The sequence below is a fragment of the Rouxiella sp. T17 genome (assembly GCF_036663475.1).
In the GTDB taxonomy this organism is placed as follows: domain Bacteria; phylum Pseudomonadota; class Gammaproteobacteria; order Enterobacterales; family Enterobacteriaceae; genus Rouxiella.
Map to the genome: position 1 here is coordinate 1 of NZ_JAWUEA010000005.1, position 18,922 is coordinate 18,922.

Genomic DNA, 18,922 nt, shown 5'->3' on the forward strand with positions numbered 1-18,922 from the left:
AGCTCAAGCTGCTAAAAAGCACGTAAAACACGCTAAGAAGCCAGTTGCCCAGAAAGCACAGGCTGCTAAAAAGCACGCTAAGAAACACGCTGCAAAAGCACCAGTAGCTCAGAAAGCTCAAGCTGCTAAAAAGCACGTAAAACACGCTAAGAAGCCAGTTGCCCAGAAAGCACAGGCTGCTAAAAAGCACGTGAAACACGCTAAGAAGCCAGTTGCCCAGAAAGCTCAGGCTGCTAAAAAGCACGTGAAACACGCTAAAAAAGCTGCTCCAGCAGCTAAGTAATATGTCTTTGTGAGCTCAACGTCTCACTCTTATCAAGACTGATTATTTGACACCCGGTTCGCCGGGTGTTTTTTTAACTAGGCTACGCCCTACCAGCGCGTAAAGACGGGCAATGACCCCGGCAATCTTGAGGTATTGATGGACGATGCTGCGACGTTATCTGTTCGAAATCACCCTAAGCTCTCTGATTTTATGCGGCCTGATTACATTATTTTTCTACTTTTAATGCAACGTAATCGATAACGCGCCTCACCAGCTAACGAAAATTCTCTTTACCAGATTGCACACATTCTCTTTACCAGATTGACAAAATACAATGAGTTACCGCGTTCTTCCATTTCCTACGCTCTTTTTAACGCTATACTCAAACTCATAATTATTAAACTTCGGTCACTCCCCGCACTCAAGGTCAATACGATATGCGCATAGCTTTACCGCTCGTCTTGTGCTTTTTCTGCTTCGCTCTTCCTGCTCACGCCGACTCTTCTGCTGACAGCGACTCAGATGCGCCCGTTATCAGCCTTAAAGAGAAAACTGCCCTGTTTTTCGGCCAGGATCACCGAACTCACGTGAGTGATGTTAAAAGCTGGCCGTGGCAGGCTATTGGCCAGATTGAAACTGCCAGCGGAAACCTTTGTACCGCGACGTTGATTTCCGAACATCTGGTGCTTACCGCCGGCCACTGCGTGCTGGCTCCTCCGGGAAATCTTGATAAAGTTATCGCCCTGCGATTCGTCTCGCAGCATGAAAAATGGCGTTATCAAATTACTGGACTCGAAACGCTCGTCGATCCGGCATTGGGCAAAAAGCTCAAGGCTGACGGCGAAGGCTGGATTGTGCCGCCAAAAGCCGCCTCTTACGATTTCGCACTGGTCCGTATTACCGATTTGAAACGAAAATTGCCTATCAAACCGTTACCGCTTTGGGAAGGCTCGCGCGATGAATTGACTGCTGCTTTGAAAGCCAACGACCGCAAAGTGACACAGGCGGGATATCCTGAAGATCATCTCGACGACCTTTATAGTCACCAAGATTGCCTGATTACCGGCTGGGCTCAGCCTGGCGTAATGTCGCACCGTTGCGATACGCTGCCGGGTGACAGCGGCTCGCCGCTATTGCTTAAGCAAAACGGCAAATGGTCGCTGATTGGTATTCAAAGCTCGGCCCCTGCCGCGCAGGATAGATATCTTGCCGATAACCGCGCGCTCGCAGTACCCGCCATCAAAGATGCGTTGGTACAATTAAGCGATAACCAGTTGGTGCATTGATCGAAAATTTAATACCCCTCCTTTTCGAAGAAGGGGTATTTTTTAATACTTTATTATTTTAATTGAATGACTCATCTTGATGATGAAATCCTTAGAAATAAGGAACCCTTCCGCCTATTTACCCGCTCTCAAGTTCTTTAGAATAAAGATACCAACTAATGATACACCTGAGGTATTTATGCCAGCTTATGCTCGCCCAATACCCGTACAAGAAAATCAGCCCAGGCATGCTGCGACTTCATCTCAAGAAATAACTTCTCAAGAGGAATTTTTTAGGCGTGGGTCGCGCTACAATTTAACGCCTGAACAGATATCAGCCCAACGTACACAAAGGCTAATTGATAATTTGACCCTTGCTGTAGTTGATAATCTAGCGGACAGCATTGAACCTTTCGAAGTTCAGCCTCAAAGTGATTCTGAACAAAATGAACCCGACCAAGATGTAACGACTCATTCAACGCCTTTACCTAAAAGCGGCTTACGAGGCTTCTTTCGTCAAAATTTGCCGATGAAATTAATGAACAGTAGAATAACCAAATATTTCAGCAAGTTACAAATAAGACCCAAAGTGCCAACAGGGGATACTTACCGATCTTCAGGCGACTTCAAGATCAAAAGCATTTCCCCTATGGATGCAAAAAAAATAAGCCATCTCTATTCTACAACGGCAAAAACATACAAAGATAAATTAGATGGCCAAGCAATTGATGGGCATATAATTAACAATCTTAATAAATCTGAAGAAATAAATAGATACATCGAAAAAATAGCTGAGCTTTACAGCCAAAAAAATAGCGAAAAAGCTAACGCGAGTTTTTATATACTTAAAAAGAAAAAAGACAGTGATCCTTTTGCAATTGCTGTTATCTCTGACCTTGAAGGTGTAATGAACATTAGGGGTATTGCTATACATCCATCAGCATTAATTGCGCGCGCAGATTCTAATAAAAGAAACGACATTGAAAGACATTTAGGAATTTCTATAGGTAAATATGATGTTAAAGGACTAGGAACAGCAATCTCGCTTTTAGCATCTATAGCAACTTCAAGGAAAAATAAGTCAATTCATAGCGTTGTGACAAATGCCGTTAATCCACTAAGTGCTAAAATATTCGAAAAATATGTAGGAGGAAAAACTTGATTTCCTCCTATATCTAATAAAATTATCGCTTAACTCAGCTGCTCCATGCTCTGCAAAATACGCTTGTCGGAAATAGGATAAGGCGTGCCGAGCTGCTGAGCGAAGTAACTGACGCGCAGCTCTTCAATCATCCAGCGCACTTCCTGCACCTCTTTACTCGCCTGTCTTACCGGCGGCAGTTTGTTAAACCACTGCTGCCATTTTTGCTGCACGCTTTCGATTTTCAGCATCTGCGCGCGATCGCGATGAGGATCCATCGGCAGCTTGTCCATACGTTTTTCGATCGCCTGCAAATAACGCAGCGTGTCGCCTAAACGTTTCCAGCCATTTTTGGTAACGAAACCGCGATAGATAAGCCCCGACATTTGCGCTTTGATATCCGAAAGTGCCAATGCCATGGTCATATCAATGCGCCCTTTCAGGCGTTTGTTGATGCTAAATACCGCCGTCAAAATCTGCTCGACCTGAATCGCGATACCTACGACCGCCTCATTGAGATGCGCGCGTACGTGCTCGTGCAGTTTCGCAAAGCCCTCTTCTGTCCAGACGGGGCCGCCTGACTCGTCGATCAGCTTGTCGATTCCGCAAGAAATACAGTCGTCTATCAGGTCCAGCACTTTACCGTAAGGGTTGAAATAGAGCCCCAACTTAGCCTTGTTCGGCAATTTTTCGTGCAGATATTTAATCGGCGACGGAATGTTTAGCAGCAATAAACGACGCGTGCCGTTCCACATCGCCTGCGACTGTTCCAACTCGCTGTCAAACAGCTTGATAGCAATGCTGTCTTTTTCATCCACCAGCGCAGGATAGGCTTTCACCTGATAACCGTTACGCTTTTGTTCGTAGCATTCTGGCAAACTGCCAAAGCTCCAAACGTGCAGATTATTCTGCTCGATACCGTCGTCAGCGACCGCAGAAAGCGTCTGCTGCACCTGCTCTTTCAAGGTCGATTTCAAGGCAGTCAGGCTTTTGCCTTCACGCAGGGTCTTATTTTTGTCATCGACAACGCGGAAAGTCATTCGCAAATGGTCGGGCACCTGCTCCAGTTGCCAATCATCACGTGAAACCGTTACGCCCGTCATTCTGCGCAACTCGCGTTCCATCGACTCTAGCAATGGCAATTCGAAAGGCGTGGCGCGGCCCAGAAAAGCATCGGCATAGTTCGGCGCGGGAACAAAGTTACGGCGCACCGGTTTCGGCAACGATTTAATCAACGCCATAATCAGCTCACGGCGAATACCCGGAATTTGCCAGTCGAAGCCAACTTCTTCAATCTGATTCAACAGTGGCAGCGGAATATGGACGGTCACGCCGTCAGCCTCAGTACCGGGCTCAAACTGATAGGTGACGCGCAGTTTGATATTGCCCTGATGCCAGAAGTTCGGATAGTCGTGGGCGCTAATTTTGCCTGCGCCCTCTTTTATCAGCATGCTTTTTTCGAAGTTCAAGCTGTCGGCAGGCTGCGTTTTCCACCAGCTATCGAAGTGTTTGGCCGAGACCACCTCATGGCCAATGCGCTGATCGTAAAACTGGAACAACGTCTCTTCGTCGACCAAAATATCGCGGCGACGTGACTTGTGTTCCAACTCTTCAACTTCGCTTCGTAAACGCAAATTTTCGCGGAAGAAAGCGTGGCGCGTCTGCCAATCCCCCTCCACCAGCGCGTGACGAATAAACAGCTCACGTGAAACGGCGGCGTCAATGCTGCCGTAGTTTACGCGGCGCGCCATCACAATCGGCAAGCCAAACAGCGTCACTTTTTCGGTCGCCATCACCGCGCCCTGCGCTTTTTCCCAGTGCGGCTCGCTGTAACTGTACTTCACCAAATGTTGCGCTAACGGCTCGATCCATTCAGGCTCGATTTTTGCGGCGATTCGTCCCCAAAGTCGGCTGGTTTCAACCAGCTCGGCGACAATGGCCCACTTTGGCGGCTTCTTGAACAGCCCTGACCCTGGGAAAATAGCAAAGCGGGCATTGCGAGCACCGGTAAACTCCTGCTTTTCCACGTCTTTCTGGCCGATATGCGACAGTAAACCGGTGAGCAAGGCACAGTGTACGCTGCGATAATCGGCGGCAGTGCTGTTAATTCGCAGCCCCAACTCTTTCACTACCTGACGCAGCTGGGTATAAATGTCCTGCCATTCGCGTACGCGCAAATAGTTCAGGAAATCGCTGCGACACAGCTTGCGGAACTGTGCCGAAGAGAGCGCTTTTTGTTGCTCTTGCAGGTAGTCCCAAAGATTAACGAAAGCCAGAAAGTCGGAGTCTTTGTCAGCAAAACGACGGTGTTTTTCATCCGAAGCCTGCTGTTTGTCCATCGGGCGTTCGCGCGGGTCTTGAATCGACAGCGCAGCGGTGATGATCATCACTTCACGCAGACAACTATTTTTCTCGGCTTCCAGCACCATGCGCGCTAAACGCGGGTCGACAGGCAGTTGCGCCAAACTTCGGCCCTGCGGTGTTAAGGTGTAACGGCCATTTTCGGCATTATTAATCGCACCAAGCTCTTCAAGCAGCCTGACGCCGTCCTGAATATTGCGTTTGTCAGGCGCTTCGACAAACGGAAATGCCGAAATATCGCCGAGCCCCAATGAGGTCATCTGCAAAATAACCGACGCTAAGTTGGTACGCAGAATTTCCGGATCGGTAAACTCGGGGCGTGACAGAAAATCCTGTTCCGAATATAAACGGATGCAAATACCGTCGGAGACACGTCCGCAACGGCCTTTACGCTGGTTAGCGGAGGCTTGCGAAACAGGTTCGATCGGCAGTCGCTGCACTTTCGTTCGAAAACTGTACCGACTGATGCGCGCAGTACCTGGGTCAATCACATATTTGATGCCCGGCACCGTCAGCGAGGTTTCAGCGACGTTGGTCGCCAACACGATGCGACGCCCCGCATGCGACTGGAACACGCGGTTTTGCTCGCTATTCGATAGCCGCGCATACAGCGGTAAAATTTCTGTGTGCGGCAAATCGAGACGATTCAGCGCATCGGCGGTGTCACGAATTTCGCGCTCGCCGCTCATGAAAATCAAGATATCGCCGCTACTCTCGCGACCAAGTTCGTCTACGGCATCGAAAATCGCCTGTAGCTGATCGCGATCCACGTCGTCGGCATCGTCGACTACCGGACGATAACGCACATCGACCGGGAAGGTTCGACCTGAGACTTCGATGATCGGCGCGTGGTTAAAATGTTTGGAAAAACGCTGCGGATCGATAGTCGCCGAGGTAATAATGACTTTCAAATCGGGACGTTTCGGCAGTAACTGACGCAAATATCCCAAGATGAAATCGATATTCAGGCTACGTTCATGCGCCTCATCGATAATCAGGGTGTCGTACTGCATCAACATGCGATCCTGCTGAATTTCAGCCAGCAGAATACCGTCGGTCATCAGTTTGACCAAGGTGTTGTCACTCACCTGATCGTTAAAACGCACCTTGTAGCCGACCGTATTGCCGAGCGTGGTATCCAGCTCGTCGGCGATACGATTGGCCACCGTTCTGGCGGCTAAACGACGTGGCTGGGTATGGCCGATCAGCCCTTTGATTCCCCTGCCCAGATCCATACAGATTTTCGGGATCTGTGTGGTTTTACCCGATCCGGTTTCACCTGCCACGATCACTACCTGATGGTCGCGAATGGCATTGAAAATATCGTCTTTCTTCTGGCTAACCGGCAGATTTTCGGGATAGCTAATTTTTGGACGCGAGGCTTCGCGCGCGCCCACCTTTTGCAGGCCCTGCTGAATCGCCGTTTCCAGCTCTTGAGTCAGCCCTTGTAGAGCCTGCGGATCGATGATTTTTTTCGCGCCCTGCAAACGACGTTGCAGACGTTGTCGGTCACGTAGCATCAGCCCGTCAAGTTGTGCTGATAGTGCCGCGAGCGGTGATTTCACGTTCGAGATTCCTTGATGGTCGGCAGGCTGAGGCCTTACCTGAATAACACTATGTTATCACAAGCGAATAAGGTTGCCGAAGCCGAAGGTTTTTTGATTGTAGTTAAGACTGGTGCAGGCAAACATTGTTGTTCAAAAATTTTGGATGTAGCGCTCGAAATATTGCACTATCACTGATAAACATTTATCACTAAAGTAATCAACATTCTCGGGACAACCTTGTCTCCGTATGATCTCACTTAGTGAAGGAATTTTACATGAGCAAAGTACTGGTTCTAAAATCAAGCATTCTGGCTAACTTCTCTCAGACCAATCAACTGGCTGATTACTTCGTTTCTCAGTTCCAGTCTACTGACAGCGCTTCTCAAGTTACCGTGCGTGACCTGGCTGCAGAACCGATTCCTGTGCTTGACGGCGAGCTGGTTGGCGCGCTGCGTCCATCCGATGCGCCACTGACTCCACGTCAGGAAGAAGCGCTGGCGCTGTCCAACACGCTGATCGACGAATTGCAGGCCCACGACGTTATCGTTATCGCTGCGCCAATGTACAACTTCAACATCCCTACTCAGCTGAAAAACTATTTCGACCTGGTTGCTCGTGCCGGTGTGACTTTCAAATACACCGAAAAAGGCCCTGAAGGTCTGATCAAAGGCAAACGCGTTGTTGTTCTGACTAGCCGCGGCGGCATTCATAAAGATACCCCAAGCGACTTGGTAGCACCTTACCTGAACCTGTTCCTGGGCTTCCTGGGCATGACCGACGTAGAAACCATCTACGCTGAAGGCATCGCTTACGGTCCAGAAGTGGCAGCAAAAGCGCAGGCTGATGCGAAAGCGGCAATCGATGCGGCTATCCAGCAGGTTGCTGCAGCGTAACTCTGTTCGAAAACATTGTTGTTCGAAAGCACTGCTGTTTGAAAGCACTGCCGTTCGAAAGCAGTGCTGTTAGAAAATCCAAGCTTCATTTTTGGATATCGAAAGCCAGAAGTTCAATCATTTGAATTTCGAAAGCTCTACTGTCGGCTAACTACTTTTAGAATCGTCATGTGTACCGGCAGTGAAGTAGTAAACATTGCGCGCCCAACGGGGCGCGTTTTTTTTTGCCATATTTATTGCCAATCGGCCAGCTATTTTTGCAGCCACTGCCCGTTGATGCCGCGCACATATTCGCCTGTGGCAGCGCGGGCTACCAATTTCTGTCCGGCGAGTTTTGCGACATCATCGGTACTGACCTGATTACTTTTCGCCACCTGCTGATACTGCTGCTCGCGTCCTTCGTTAATGCGTTTGACCAATGCTTGCGCTTCCGCACCCTGTTTTACAGGCGCTAAATATCCTGAAAGTGTTTCGCCTACTAACCCCTGCTGCTTTGCCTGTTCGAGAGTCAAGGCCAGCGCCGAGCTGCAAAACAGCCAGCCGCCCAGCAATAACGCCATCATGAGCACTCTATTTTTGAACGTTTTCATTTGATGATCCTCAAAACAGGCCGCTGTTGCTTTTCAGCAGATTTTCGACATCTTTATCCACTTTTATATGAATTTCATGTTCGATTTTGACATTCATATTGATAGTGATTGGCGCGGTCGGCGTGGCGATTTCGATGCGTGGAACGCAGCCATTAAGTAGCAACGTCATTGTCGCGAGAACCGTCGCGTGACCTGCTGCGCGGGTAAAAAATAGCCTGTTGAAAATCATGCGGGCCGCTATCGGCTTCATTTGTCGTTCCTCGATTTTTGGTTCGTGTTTACCACTGTCGGAACCACTGTCGGAACCGCTGTCGGAGAAGAAGCATTGAGCTGTTGTTGCAACCACTCCTGCAAACTGTCGCCGAAACGCAGGCTCCGCCATAGTTGGTAGACGTTTTCCTGATGGGTGTAATTCAGATGTATTTCACGCTTTTGCTGGTCGGTATTATTCACACCGTTGATTTCCGCCGCCATGGTTAACTCACCCAAATTATCGAGACTCACTTTGGCATAAGAGCGTTGTATTTCAAGATATTGCAACAGCTGAATAACCAGCCGATTGGCGATATTTCCTCCGCCCATCGCGGCGGCAAAATCAGGGTCAAGCCGCAAAGTCAGGCCGCCGTCGTTGGCGATCCAGCCGTCGTGAATCAGCCATTTCGGGTTATCGACAAACAGCGGCAGCTCGCCGTTGACTCGCCCCGACATCGTTAACTGTTTTGGTTTCAGCGCAGTAAACAGCGTACTCAAACTGATTTTTTGCAGCTTGAGTACGGCCGCATCATGCTGCGGCAGTCTCAGAGCCGACAGGCTAACATGGCCCATTAACGCATCCATGCCGACATTACTCAGCCTCAGCGGCGCTTTCTCGCTCCACGGATAACTGCCCTGCAGTTCGGCGGTAATATTTTGCATCGGAAACAGATTGTTTAACTCGCCAATGCGTAACGATACCGGCGCTTTGGTTCCGAATTGCCATACGCTGTCTTTCAAACGATAGGAAAGCGAAAACTCAAGCCCACTGAGGTCGCCATCTTTAAGCCACATGCTGCCATTTTTCACCACCCAATGGCCGCCCGCGATAAAGCCTTGGCCACGCGCCGCCGAAAATGCCGATTGAGCATAAAGCTCTCCGCCGCGGAGCTTGATTTTTAAATCAGGCGACAGCAGGCTCTGGAAGGCGGTTAAATCCTGTTTCGGCCACCAGCCTTGTCCACGCAGACGCGCACCGTCCCAGCGACCATTAAGGCGAATCGGCCCAATCGGCAAGGCCTCAAGTCGGCCATTGAGATTGATATCATTCGGATTTGCCCCTTTTAAGGCTAATTCAAGCGTTGTGGCGGGCAAATTACCGTTGTTTTCGAAATCAATTTTGCTGGCGACCAGCTTTAGCGCGCCAGTGAAAGAAGGCGTAACGGGCGCCAGCGTTTTCACATAACGAGGTGGAATTGGACGCTGCCACACCAGCGGCGTAGTTAAAGTCAGGCGCGGCGCAGCAACATTGACCAGCCCATAATGCAGGCGATCGAAACCGGCAGAAAGCTGGGTTAATGAAAGCAGCGCGTCGAGCCAGCTGCCTTTACCGGCGACGTCCCACTTGCCGCCGAGCGGAGGCAGATTACCGTTGCCCCAATAGTTGAAGTTCCAGCGGCCTTTATCGGGCCAAAAGTCCTGCGACTTTCCGTTGAGATGCAGATCAAAACTGCCCCAATAACTGTCTTCGCCCCGCACTATCGCCTGTAGTGGCCCGCTGACGCCCTTTGCGCTCACGTTAACGCCCGCTAAAGGCCAGCGCGCATCACGCAGAGTAAGCGTTGGTGTAGGATTCCCCCACGCTCGCAGCAGCGCGCCACTGTGCAGCGCCACAACCGGATTCAGCACCGACCCCGTTAAGGTCGCCGGAAACGAGGCGCTAAGCGACATTTGCGGCAAATTAGCCTGTCCGGTCAGTTGGAACGGAATATCGCTGTCGAGCAGCCCAATTTTGCCCGGCCCGAGCGATAACACCACGTTGGCCTTGCCATTGTGCCCCTGAGTCAACACATTCAGCCGCCCGCTTAGCGTGGTCTCGTTGAAGTTATCGCTCCAATTATCGAAAGTCAGACTGACTCCACCCGAAAGCGGCTGAGCGGCATAAGGCCAGCGCCATTTTCCATTAACAATGGTGATTTTTTTCTCTTCAAGCTGCCACGGAAGCGTCACTAAAGGCTGCTGTTCGCCCTTTTCAATCAGCTGAAGTTCACCCTGTTTTTGCTGCCAATTTACACTGATATCTAACGGATGAGGCACGGCGGCGCTGCGCATTTCGCCATGCAGTTCACCGCTGGCGGGCAGAGTATCGAGCGCGACGGGCAGCGCCAATTTGCCGGTCAGCGAAATAGGCTCACCCCCGCCCGGCGGAAGCAGACTTAATGAATGAACAGTGAGCTGCTGATTATTATCGAGCTCGGCCTTAAAATGCAGCGCATCGCCTTGATAAGTAATAACTTGCTGCTGACCATTATTATCAATATTCAGTTCGCCAGCATAAAGCTGATAAGGCGTGATGTTAAGTTTGGCGATATGAAGCCGGCCTAATGGCAGCTGTTTTTGGAGTCCGGGCAAGGATAATGGCGCGCTGGAACCCTGACTGGCGGGCAGTTTTGCGAGGCAGGCGGTGTCGACATCGAGCTGTGCCAATTGGAGATCCCATCTGGTGGCAAGGCTTGAAAGATGCACATCTTTTGCCTCGGCCAATAGACAATCCTGCGCCTGAAAACGAACATCAGGCAAAAACCATGCGCCCTGTGACCAAACCGGCGTCGTGGCGAGGGTTAATTGCGTGCCCTGCGGTAGCCAGTGTTTTGCCACCGTCGGCAGCCATTGCGGGAGTGTTCGCCACAAAATAGCCAACGCCAGCAGTATGATTACCGCCCCTGCCAACAGGAAAACGCCGAGATGTTTAAGTCCTTTCCTCATGAATTGTCCTGATATTTTCTTAACAGTTGCACAATATCATAAAAAGGCGATTTACATCCGCTTACCCTTTGTCTCGACACTCTCTCAGTGCTAGGTTTAAGGAAGATTCCTCCTTTTATATATTTCAATTTTCGGAGCAAAAAGCATGAAAATTGCCGTTTATGGCGCCAAGAATTACGATCGCAAATACTTTGAGCTGGTGAATCAGCGCTACGGTTTCGAATTAGTATTCTTTGATTTTATGCTGAGCCAGCCTACAGCCAAAACTGCCGCAGGCTGTGACGCCGTATGCATTTTCGTTAATGATGATGGCAGTCGTGAAGTGTTGAAAGAGTTGGCAGAAATCGGCGTTAAACGGCTGGCGCTGCGTTGTGCGGGCTTTAACAATGTCGATTTGGAGGCGGCCAAAGAGTTGGGCATAGAGATAGTCCGCGTTCCGGCCTATTCACCCGAAGCCGTGGCTGAACACGCTGTTGGTTTGATGCTTTGTTTAAATCGGCATATTCACCGCGCTTATCAGCGCACGCGCGAAGCCAATTTCTCGCTCGAAGGATTAACCGGATTTAACATGCATCAACGCACGGCGGGAATTATCGGTACGGGTAAAATTGGCCTCGCCGCGTTACGGATCCTGAAAGGTTTTGGCATGCGGCTTTTAGCCTTTGACCCATATCCTAATCCCCTCGCGCTGGAAATAGGCGCAGAATATGTCGACCTCGCCACGCTGTACGCGCAGTCCGATATCATTTCTCTGCATTGCCCGCTCACGGCCGAAAACCATCATATGTTGAATAGCGAATCTTTCAGCCAGATGAAAGATGGCGTAATGATCATTAACACCAGCCGTGGCGCACTGCTTGACGCCAGCGCCGCGATTGACGCATTGAAACAGCAAAAAATCGGCGCACTCGGCATGGACGTTTACGAAAACGAGCGCGACCTATTCTTCGAAGATAAATCAAACGAGGTGGTATTAGACGACGTCTTCCGCCGACTTTCTTCCTGTCACAATGTGTTATTCACCGGCCATCAGGCGTTTCTGACCAGCGAAGCGCTAATCAGTATTTCCGAAACTACACTCGAAAACCTGTCACAACTTTCGAATGGCGAACACTGCCCGAATCAAGTGCTGAGCTGATAGCATTTTCGAAAACCCAATTCCCTCGAAGCTTTTGCCGCCGTGCTAACGCCACAGCGTCAAGAGCGAAGAGGGACCCGGCGGCCATTGGCCATTTGGCACATACCGGTTGATGTGCCATCCAATTGACGAGCAAGCTGCACGCTGCCGCCCTCCAAGGAACAGGCCGCGGCGGCCGGACTCGCATTTGCGCTACGATGACCAATATTGTAACTGTTGGCCTGCTGAGGAACTTCTGCGGTTTCTTTATTGCTGCTACATGCAGCGAGAACGAGTGTGGCACCAGCCAGTAGAAGGCGTAACGCAGTATTCATCTACCCTGCTCCCGAATTTTTGTTTGTATAATTTAAACGAAAGCCATCATAGCCGAGCTTTTCTGCTGCCGTCGACCCCATGAGCGAAGTAAATAGCCTGTTTTCTGAAATTATTTGCATCTACTAATAGATGGTTTCGATTGGTTACTTATTAATCTCATCGATATTTGTTCAATCAACCTGCAAAACTTCTTTAGGTCTTTAAGGCTGCTCTTAACGGCCCGTTTCATAAGGTTGCGAGAATAACCATGTTTCTTGCAAAGCTTCTATCACTGCACCGCGTGTTTTACCGTTTTTGTCCTCTTCGTCAGCCGCTAAATCAAACGAAGTATCCATCACTTCCTGCCGATAACGCGGCTGTTGCAAAGCGTTGTCGGCCCACGACATCAACGGAATTAACCTTTCGCCCACTTTATCGAGACTTTTATAGGGCCACATTTTGCGGTTATCCGCGTAAGGTGCCAGATAATCCAGCGCGCGAATTATACTGCTGCCATTGGCGGTTTTATAATTCCACAAATTCTGATGATTTTTTGCGGCCAATTTTGCCAGCAAAGTCACCGCCTGAAGGTTGAAGTAGCTGTAATGAAAAGACCGGGTACGGGCTAATTCGAGCGGTTGTGAGCCATCGGTTTTAAGCTGCGTTTCCAATTTACTTTCTGTTAAAGCCACCATGTGATCGATTATTTCCGCCCTATGCAAATACCACGCAATACCCGCCACCTGAGTGGCATACCAATTACCGTGATTATTCAGCGCCCTGCTTTCTTTTAGCGCAATCGGATTGGAGAGCAGCCAGTCGAGATAATCCTGCATCCATTTTCGAACGGCGTTATCGTCTTTTTGTGACCACGCTGGATTGCCGCGTAACAGCGACAGCGAATCGACAATACGGGTGGAAAAATAGCGACCATCCAGCACACCCGAATTTCTGCCAGCCGAAATGCCCGGCACGCCCTGAGCAAAATTGAGATTCGGATTCATTTTCGTTTTCGGATCGACAAACCAACGATGCAGCATACTGGCAGCTTTATCTGCATAACGCTGTTGTCCTGAAAAATACCAGGCTAACGTCAGATTTTGCACTTTCGAAGTGAAGCTTGCAAAGCGGACGCCGTCGCTTTGCTCATTTTTGCTTGCGGGATTAATTTTTCCGTCTCGGCGAACCCAAGGCAAGCCGTCAGGTTTATGCGTATCGGGCCACCAGTAAGCGCTTAAACTCAAATAATCGTTTTTCGAACCACTCGGCGGCGTGATGCCTTTATCGGTTACGCTCATATCTGGCTGCTTCAATGCCCGATCGGCGGCGTTAATAAGTAACTGGTAAGCTTGTTGAGTCGGCTGAGGGGCCTTGCCGTGAAGAAGTTGCAGCTTGATATTTGATAATTCATCAGCCCGAAAAAAAGCCAGTTGTGGAGTGACTTCTGCAGCAGAGGTATTCATGGCTAATAGCGCTACGCCGTTGAACAAAGCTATTATAAGCAGCAGTGAAATTTTCAATCGTGAACAATACGGTGAACCTTGTCGTGAACGATGCATAGCCTGTTCTCCTATTACCCCGTGGCAAAAAGCATTCTATACAGTTTACCTGTAGGCTTAAAATATTTTTAGAGGTGCTAAGTCAAACAGCCAACTCACTTGAAGTGGTTTATGTCCCAGTGAAGTTATTCAGCAAGCTTGTAACTTTATAAAGATAAATAGAGGTGTTGCTTTTTTTATCTGCTGCTTTTGAATGTTAATTTCATACAGTCACCCCCATTTTTTTCACTGAATTATTAATCCCTATTCTTGCCTTTTAAATTGCCCCTATTAAAGCATTAATAGGGGCTAGCAAAAAAGGTAAATTAAGGTGTTATATTAAATATTATATAAGAGTGGTTGCTTCATCGCTTGTTCATAAGCAGGTGGCGCGAAATGGACATAAACGGGTGGATTATCTTGTTGATTGACAGGTGAAGCGAGTCTTGTATAGGTGGGTGAGTTATGTTGTGTGGTGGCACGGGGTCTTACACTATCAATAAAATCTCTAAAGTTAGTTTTTGAAGTTTTAAAATCCTTGAAAGAAGTTTTTGCATACCCTGCAACATGGGTTATGTGAGAAGTATCCAATTTACTTACTAATTTCTCAGACTTGTTAATCTTTTGCTCAAGATGCTTAATATTTTTTTCAATTCGCTTTTCTTTCTTTGCAGATCTTGCTTCAAGCGGCTGCATACCAAGCTTAAAGATCCTTCTATTTATTTTGGCTTTTGAATCTATGATATTGGCACTTAGGTTAATAACTGCATCAATTGAACCTTTGACACTTAAATTACGAGCGTTATCCACATCCTTACAATACTTGTTAGCGGCTATTGATACTTTAACTAGGTGTGTACACAAATCATTTATTTTAGCTTCAGACTGAACGTTAGATGCCTCCATGCCTCGTAAGCTTTGGGTGAAGTTACTCGTTAAACAGTTCCCGATATTGGTCATAATAATATTCCTAATCGCGTTTTTACTGAGGGAATTAAAATAATTAAAATCTTTACTCCCACTTATATGCCATTAACCACAGGCGGCAGTGAATATAGTTTGGGCGCGCCTTTTACGCAACGTTATAAAGCTATTTTTACAAAAATAACTCTTAACTTTAAATTAATAAAAATCTTCCTTATATTATTTGAAATTAATATATTGTCATGAAGGATTATCAATTGATTGAGATAATTGTTGGTGAAGTATTGAGGTTTATGCGGCGAGAATATCAAACTATGCATTTCGCCCTTGAAATAGCAGCAAATGTCGTTACAAAACGTGTTGGCTTTCGTCGCCGTAATCCGTACCATACACGCCATACGAACGCCCGCTGAGTTGCTCAGCCAGCGCAAACCCCTCTTTATATAACAATTCAGGTGCGTCATGCTTACCTGAACGTCAATTAAGATCTCGAGCACCGACAAAATGTCTGAAAAACAAGAAGTTACTAAGAAAGAGCAGGTTAATTTAAACAAGCTGCAAAAACGCCTGCGTCGTGACGTGGGTAAAGCGATTGCAGATTTCGGTATGATTGAAGAAGGCGATCGCATCATGGTTTGCCTGTCTGGCGGTAAAGACAGCTACACCATGCTCGAGATCCTGCGCAATTTGCAGCAGAGTGCGCCTGTCAATTTCTCACTGATAGCCGTTAACCTCGATCAAAAGCAGCCCGGTTTCCCGGCACACATTTTACCTGAATACCTTGAAAAACAGGGTGTTGAATACCAGATTGTTGAAGAGAACACTTACGCCATCGTTAAGGATAAAATTCCCGAAGGCAAAACTACCTGTTCCCTTTGCTCTCGCCTGCGCCGTGGCATTCTCTATCGCACTGCTACCGAATTGGGCTGTACCAAGATTGCGCTCGGCCATCACCGCGACGACATTTTGCAAACGCTGTTTCTGAATATGTTCTACGGCGGCAAGCTGAAAGGTATGCCACCTAAGCTAATGAGCGACGACGGCAAACACATCGTGATCCGTCCGCTGGCCTACTGCCGCGAAAAAGATATCGAACGTTTCGCTATTGCCCGCGAATATCCCATCATTCCGTGTAACCTTTGTGGTTCACAGCCAAACCTGCAACGTCAGGTTATCGGCGACATGTTGAAAGACTGGGACAAACGTTATCCGGGTCGTATCGAAACGATGTTCAGCGCGATGCAAAACGTAGTGCCTTCGCATCTAAACGATACTAATTTGTTTGATTTCAAAGGAATTCAGCACGGCGGCGAAGTTATTGACGGCGGTGATTTGGCTTTCGATCGTGAAGATATTCCAATGCAGCCAGTGGGTTGGCAGGCAGAAGACGACGATGTGGTCATCGAACGTCTGGATATTTTACAGATTAAATAATAGAAAATAGCTGTCTGAAACAAGATTCTAAAACAGTCAGTTTCTAGAAAATCATTAACAAAAACGCGCTGAATCGTAGTAGATTCAGCGCGTTTTTTAATGCAGTAAACTTTAAGTTCACCGGATTTTAGACAGTCTGCTCTGCTAACCAGCCAATGCGCATCTCCGGCACGGAACGCAGCAGTTCACGAGTGTAATTATCCAGCGGTTCGGCCAGCGTCGTACTCACCGATCCGTTTCTGATAATCTCCCCATTCAGCAGCACGGCCACTTCATCCGCCACTTCACGCACTACCTGTAAATCGTGGGTAATGAACAGGTATGAAATGCCGGTTTGATGCTGAATATTGCGTAATAGTTCGAGCACATCGCGCGCGACCAACGGGTCAAGCGCCGACGTCGGCTCATCGCAAATAATCAGTTTAGGCTCAGCCGCTAAGGCGCGCGCGATACAGACGCGCTGCTTTTGCCCACCTGACAGCGCCGCCGGAAAACGCTCGGCCAGCTCAACGTTAAGCCCGACCTGCTTCAACAAATCGTTTACCCGCTGTTCGCGTTGCTGTCGATTTAAAGCAGTAAAACACTCCAGCACCCGAGCTATTTGACTCCCGACTTTTTCTTTAGGATTCAAAGCAGTATCCGGAATTTGGTGGATAAGCTGAATGTCTTGCAACTGCTGGCGAGTGCGGTTACGCAGCCCTGCGGCCAACGGCTGTTTGTTCAGGCTAACCTCTCCGCTTTCTGGCTTGTGCAGCCCGCATATAACCTTGCCAAGCGTCGATTTCCCCGACCCCGATTCGCCAATGACCGCTAACGTTCTGCCGCGCGGAATCGACAGCGACAGGTTTTGTAATACCGGCTGATGGTGATATCGGGCGCTGATATTTTCGATACGCAGCAGCTCGGGTTGGTCCATCGGCATCGGCTGACGACTCTCGCCCTGCGCGTCCAGCAGTCGCTGGGTGTACTCTTTTTTCGGATCCGCAAGCAGCTGTTTAGTAGTCGCATGTTCAACCATTTTGCCATGCTGCAATACCATAATCCGGTCGCTGATTTGCGCGACAACCGCCAAGTCGTGACTGATATAAATCGCCGCCACGCCCGTAGCTCGAATCACCTCGGCTATCGCTTTCAGCACGCCAAGCTGAGTGGTGACATCTAGCGCGGTGGTCGGCTCATCGAAAATCAGTAGCTCTGGTCCTGCACACAGCGCCATCGCTATCATCGCGCGTTGCAGCTGCCCGCCAGATACCTGATGCGGATAACGATGATAAAATTGCGCGGGTTCGGGCAAACCGAGCTGAGTAAAGAGTTCGATGGCTTTCGCTTGTGCCTGCTGGCGCGGCAATATTCGATGCTTTAACGTCGCTTCGATAACCTGTTCGCCCAAAGTGATTGCCGGATTGAAAGCCGCCCCTGAAGACTGCGCCACATAGGCAATTTTTTTGCCGCGCAGCGCACGCAATTGGCGTGCCGATTGACGGCTAATATCGGCGTTGTTAAATAGAATGCTACCCGATTCGATACGCATGCCATGACGACGATGTCCAAGAATGGCTAAACCGATCGTCGATTTTCCGGCCCCGGATTCGCCTATCAGCCCCAATACCTCGCCCGCGTTTAAATCGAAAGAGATGCTGTCGACTAGCCGGCGCGGTTTTTTCTCAGTAGTGGCGACAACCAAGTCGTTCACCCGCAGCAGCGGATTTTTTTCAGTAAGTTTTACCTGAGTCGCATCAACCATGATTGCCTCCCCATGCACGGGTACTGCCGCTCATCAGCCAGTCGGCTACCGCGTTAATCGCCAGCGCCAGAATCGCAATCGCCCCACCCGGGATCAATGCCGCCCAAACGCCAAACAGGATGCCATCTTTATTATCACGCGCCAATCCACCCCAGTCGGCGGTGGGGGGTTGAATACCCAATCCCAGGAAAGAGAGCGCAGAGAGGAACAGCAAAATGAAAATGAAACGCAGGCCAAACTCGGCGATCAGCGTTTGAAGTGCGTTCGGTAATACTACTCGCCAGAGGATCCAGCCGAGACTTTCGCCACGCAAACGCGCGACGTCGACATATTCCATCACGCCAATTTCAACTGCCAACGCTCGCGCCACGCGCAGCACGCGGGTTGATTCCAAAAGGCCAAGCACCAGGGTCAACGTCAGAATGGTTTTCGGTAATACGGCAAGAACAATCAAAGCGAAAATCAGCGTCGGGATAGCCATTATCATATCGTTAATGCGTGAAATCGTCTGGTCGAGCCAACCGCCGCTAATCCCGGCGATAAAACCGAGCGTGCAGCCGACCACAAACGCCACCAGTGCGGCGAGCGCAGTCACGCCCAGTGAAACGCGGGTGCCCCAAATCATTCGTGACAGCAAATCGCGGCCCAGATTATCGGTCCCTAAACGCAGCGTCGCATCGGGGGCTTGCCACGCCATGCCGATGACTTTATCAGGTGCAAATGGCGCAAGCCACGGCGCGAAAACGGCAACCAGTACAAACAGCAGCAGGCCTGTCAGTCCAAGAATAGCCGTAGGTTTTAATGCGGGCATGTCAAAAATCCTCCTGCGC

Annotated in this window: 15 protein-coding genes; 6 read left to right on the forward strand and 9 right to left on the reverse strand. The window is 49.2% G+C overall.

The genetic code is table 11. From position 1 onward, the window contains the following. The 3 genes from SC206_RS00800 to SC206_RS00810 form a co-directional block, all read left to right on the forward strand. Window positions 1-283, forward strand: a 283-nt coding sequence (locus SC206_RS00800; RefSeq protein WP_332733200.1) for a hypothetical protein, incomplete at its 5' end; no start/stop codon positions are given. A 419-nt stretch (window positions 284-702) separates the two neighbouring features. After that, window positions 703-1,551, forward strand: a complete 849-nt coding sequence (locus SC206_RS00805) for a trypsin-like serine peptidase (RefSeq protein ID WP_332733201.1) — start codon at window positions 703-705, stop codon at window positions 1,549-1,551. 79 nt (window positions 1,552-1,630) lie between these two features. Beyond that, window positions 1,631-2,692 carry a hypothetical protein gene (locus SC206_RS00810; RefSeq protein ID WP_332733203.1) on the forward strand — a complete coding sequence of 354 codons (1,062 nt, stop codon included), beginning with the start codon at window positions 1,631-1,633 and terminating at the stop codon, window positions 2,690-2,692. A 29-nt stretch (window positions 2,693-2,721) separates the two neighbouring features. Here SC206_RS00810 and hrpA read toward each other — a convergent pair whose 3' ends face one another. Further along, complete coding sequence (hrpA, locus tag SC206_RS00815) at window positions 2,722-6,597, reverse strand: ATP-dependent RNA helicase HrpA (protein ID WP_332733205.1); 3,876 nt, start codon at window positions 6,595-6,597, stop codon at window positions 2,722-2,724. A gap of 257 nt (window positions 6,598-6,854) precedes the next feature. Here hrpA and SC206_RS00820 point away from each other — a divergent pair, with 257 nt between their 5' ends. Next, window positions 6,855-7,472 (forward strand): FMN-dependent NADH-azoreductase, encoded by a 618-nt coding sequence (locus SC206_RS00820; RefSeq protein ID WP_332733207.1) that lies wholly within the window; start codon window positions 6,855-6,857, stop codon window positions 7,470-7,472. Window positions 7,473-7,723: 251 nt separating this feature from the next. Here SC206_RS00820 and SC206_RS00825 read toward each other — a convergent pair whose 3' ends face one another. Genes SC206_RS00825 through SC206_RS00835 form a run of 3 tightly spaced genes read right to left on the reverse strand, consistent with a single transcriptional unit; the run spans window position 7,724 to window position 11,020 of the window. Next, entirely contained in the window at window positions 7,724-8,062 is a 339-nt protein-coding gene (locus SC206_RS00825; RefSeq protein WP_332733209.1) for a YdbL family protein, read from the reverse strand. A 10-nt stretch (window positions 8,063-8,072) separates the two neighbouring features. Beyond that, window positions 8,073-8,312 carry a YnbE family lipoprotein gene (locus SC206_RS00830; RefSeq protein ID WP_332733211.1) on the reverse strand — a complete coding sequence of 80 codons (240 nt, stop codon included), beginning with the start codon at window positions 8,310-8,312 and terminating at the stop codon, window positions 8,073-8,075. After that, window positions 8,309-11,020 (reverse strand): YdbH family protein, encoded by a 2,712-nt coding sequence (locus tag SC206_RS00835; RefSeq protein WP_332733214.1) that lies wholly within the window; start codon window positions 11,018-11,020, stop codon window positions 8,309-8,311. Before SC206_RS00835 ends, SC206_RS00830 begins: the two co-directional genes overlap by 4 nt. 145 nt (window positions 11,021-11,165) lie before the next feature. Here SC206_RS00835 and SC206_RS00840 point away from each other — a divergent pair, with 145 nt between their 5' ends. Next, window positions 11,166-12,158 carry a 2-hydroxyacid dehydrogenase gene (locus tag SC206_RS00840; RefSeq protein ID WP_332733216.1) on the forward strand — a complete coding sequence of 331 codons (993 nt, stop codon included), beginning with the start codon at window positions 11,166-11,168 and terminating at the stop codon, window positions 12,156-12,158. A gap of 59 nt (window positions 12,159-12,217) precedes the next feature. On the opposite strand, the gene SC206_RS00845 is transcribed toward SC206_RS00840, so the two are convergent. The 3 genes from SC206_RS00845 to SC206_RS00855 all read right to left on the reverse strand — a co-directional run bounded on the left by SC206_RS00845 (window position 12,218) and on the right by SC206_RS00855 (window position 14,950). Continuing rightward, a complete protein-coding gene (locus SC206_RS00845) occupies window positions 12,218-12,472 on the reverse strand; it encodes a DUF333 domain-containing protein (RefSeq protein WP_332733218.1) in 255 nt (84 codons plus the stop codon). Window positions 12,473-12,685: 213 nt separating this feature from the next. Next, window positions 12,686-14,011, reverse strand: a complete 1,326-nt coding sequence (locus tag SC206_RS00850; protein WP_332733220.1) for an alginate lyase family protein — start codon at window positions 14,009-14,011, stop codon at window positions 12,686-12,688. A 318-nt stretch (window positions 14,012-14,329) separates the two neighbouring features. After that, window positions 14,330-14,950 carry a hypothetical protein gene (locus SC206_RS00855; RefSeq protein ID WP_332733223.1) on the reverse strand — a complete coding sequence of 207 codons (621 nt, stop codon included), beginning with the start codon at window positions 14,948-14,950 and terminating at the stop codon, window positions 14,330-14,332. A 468-nt stretch (window positions 14,951-15,418) separates the two neighbouring features. On the opposite strand from SC206_RS00855, the gene ttcA reads away from it, so the two are divergent. Beyond that, window positions 15,419-16,348 carry a tRNA 2-thiocytidine(32) synthetase TtcA gene (ttcA, locus tag SC206_RS00860; RefSeq protein ID WP_332733225.1) on the forward strand — a complete coding sequence of 310 codons (930 nt, stop codon included), beginning with the start codon at window positions 15,419-15,421 and terminating at the stop codon, window positions 16,346-16,348. Window positions 16,349-16,475: 127 nt separating this feature from the next. On the opposite strand, the gene SC206_RS00865 is transcribed toward ttcA, so the two are convergent. Both SC206_RS00865 and SC206_RS00870 read right to left on the reverse strand, forming a co-directional pair. Next, window positions 16,476-18,092 (reverse strand): ABC transporter ATP-binding protein, encoded by a 1,617-nt coding sequence (locus SC206_RS00865; RefSeq protein ID WP_332733226.1) that lies wholly within the window; start codon window positions 18,090-18,092, stop codon window positions 16,476-16,478. After that, window positions 18,085-18,903: an ABC transporter permease gene (locus tag SC206_RS00870; protein ID WP_332733228.1), complete on the reverse strand. Its 819-nt coding sequence runs from the start codon at window positions 18,901-18,903 to the stop codon at window positions 18,085-18,087. The genes SC206_RS00865 and SC206_RS00870 overlap by 8 nt, the downstream gene beginning before the upstream one ends. Window positions 18,904-18,922 lie beyond the last annotated feature (19 nt).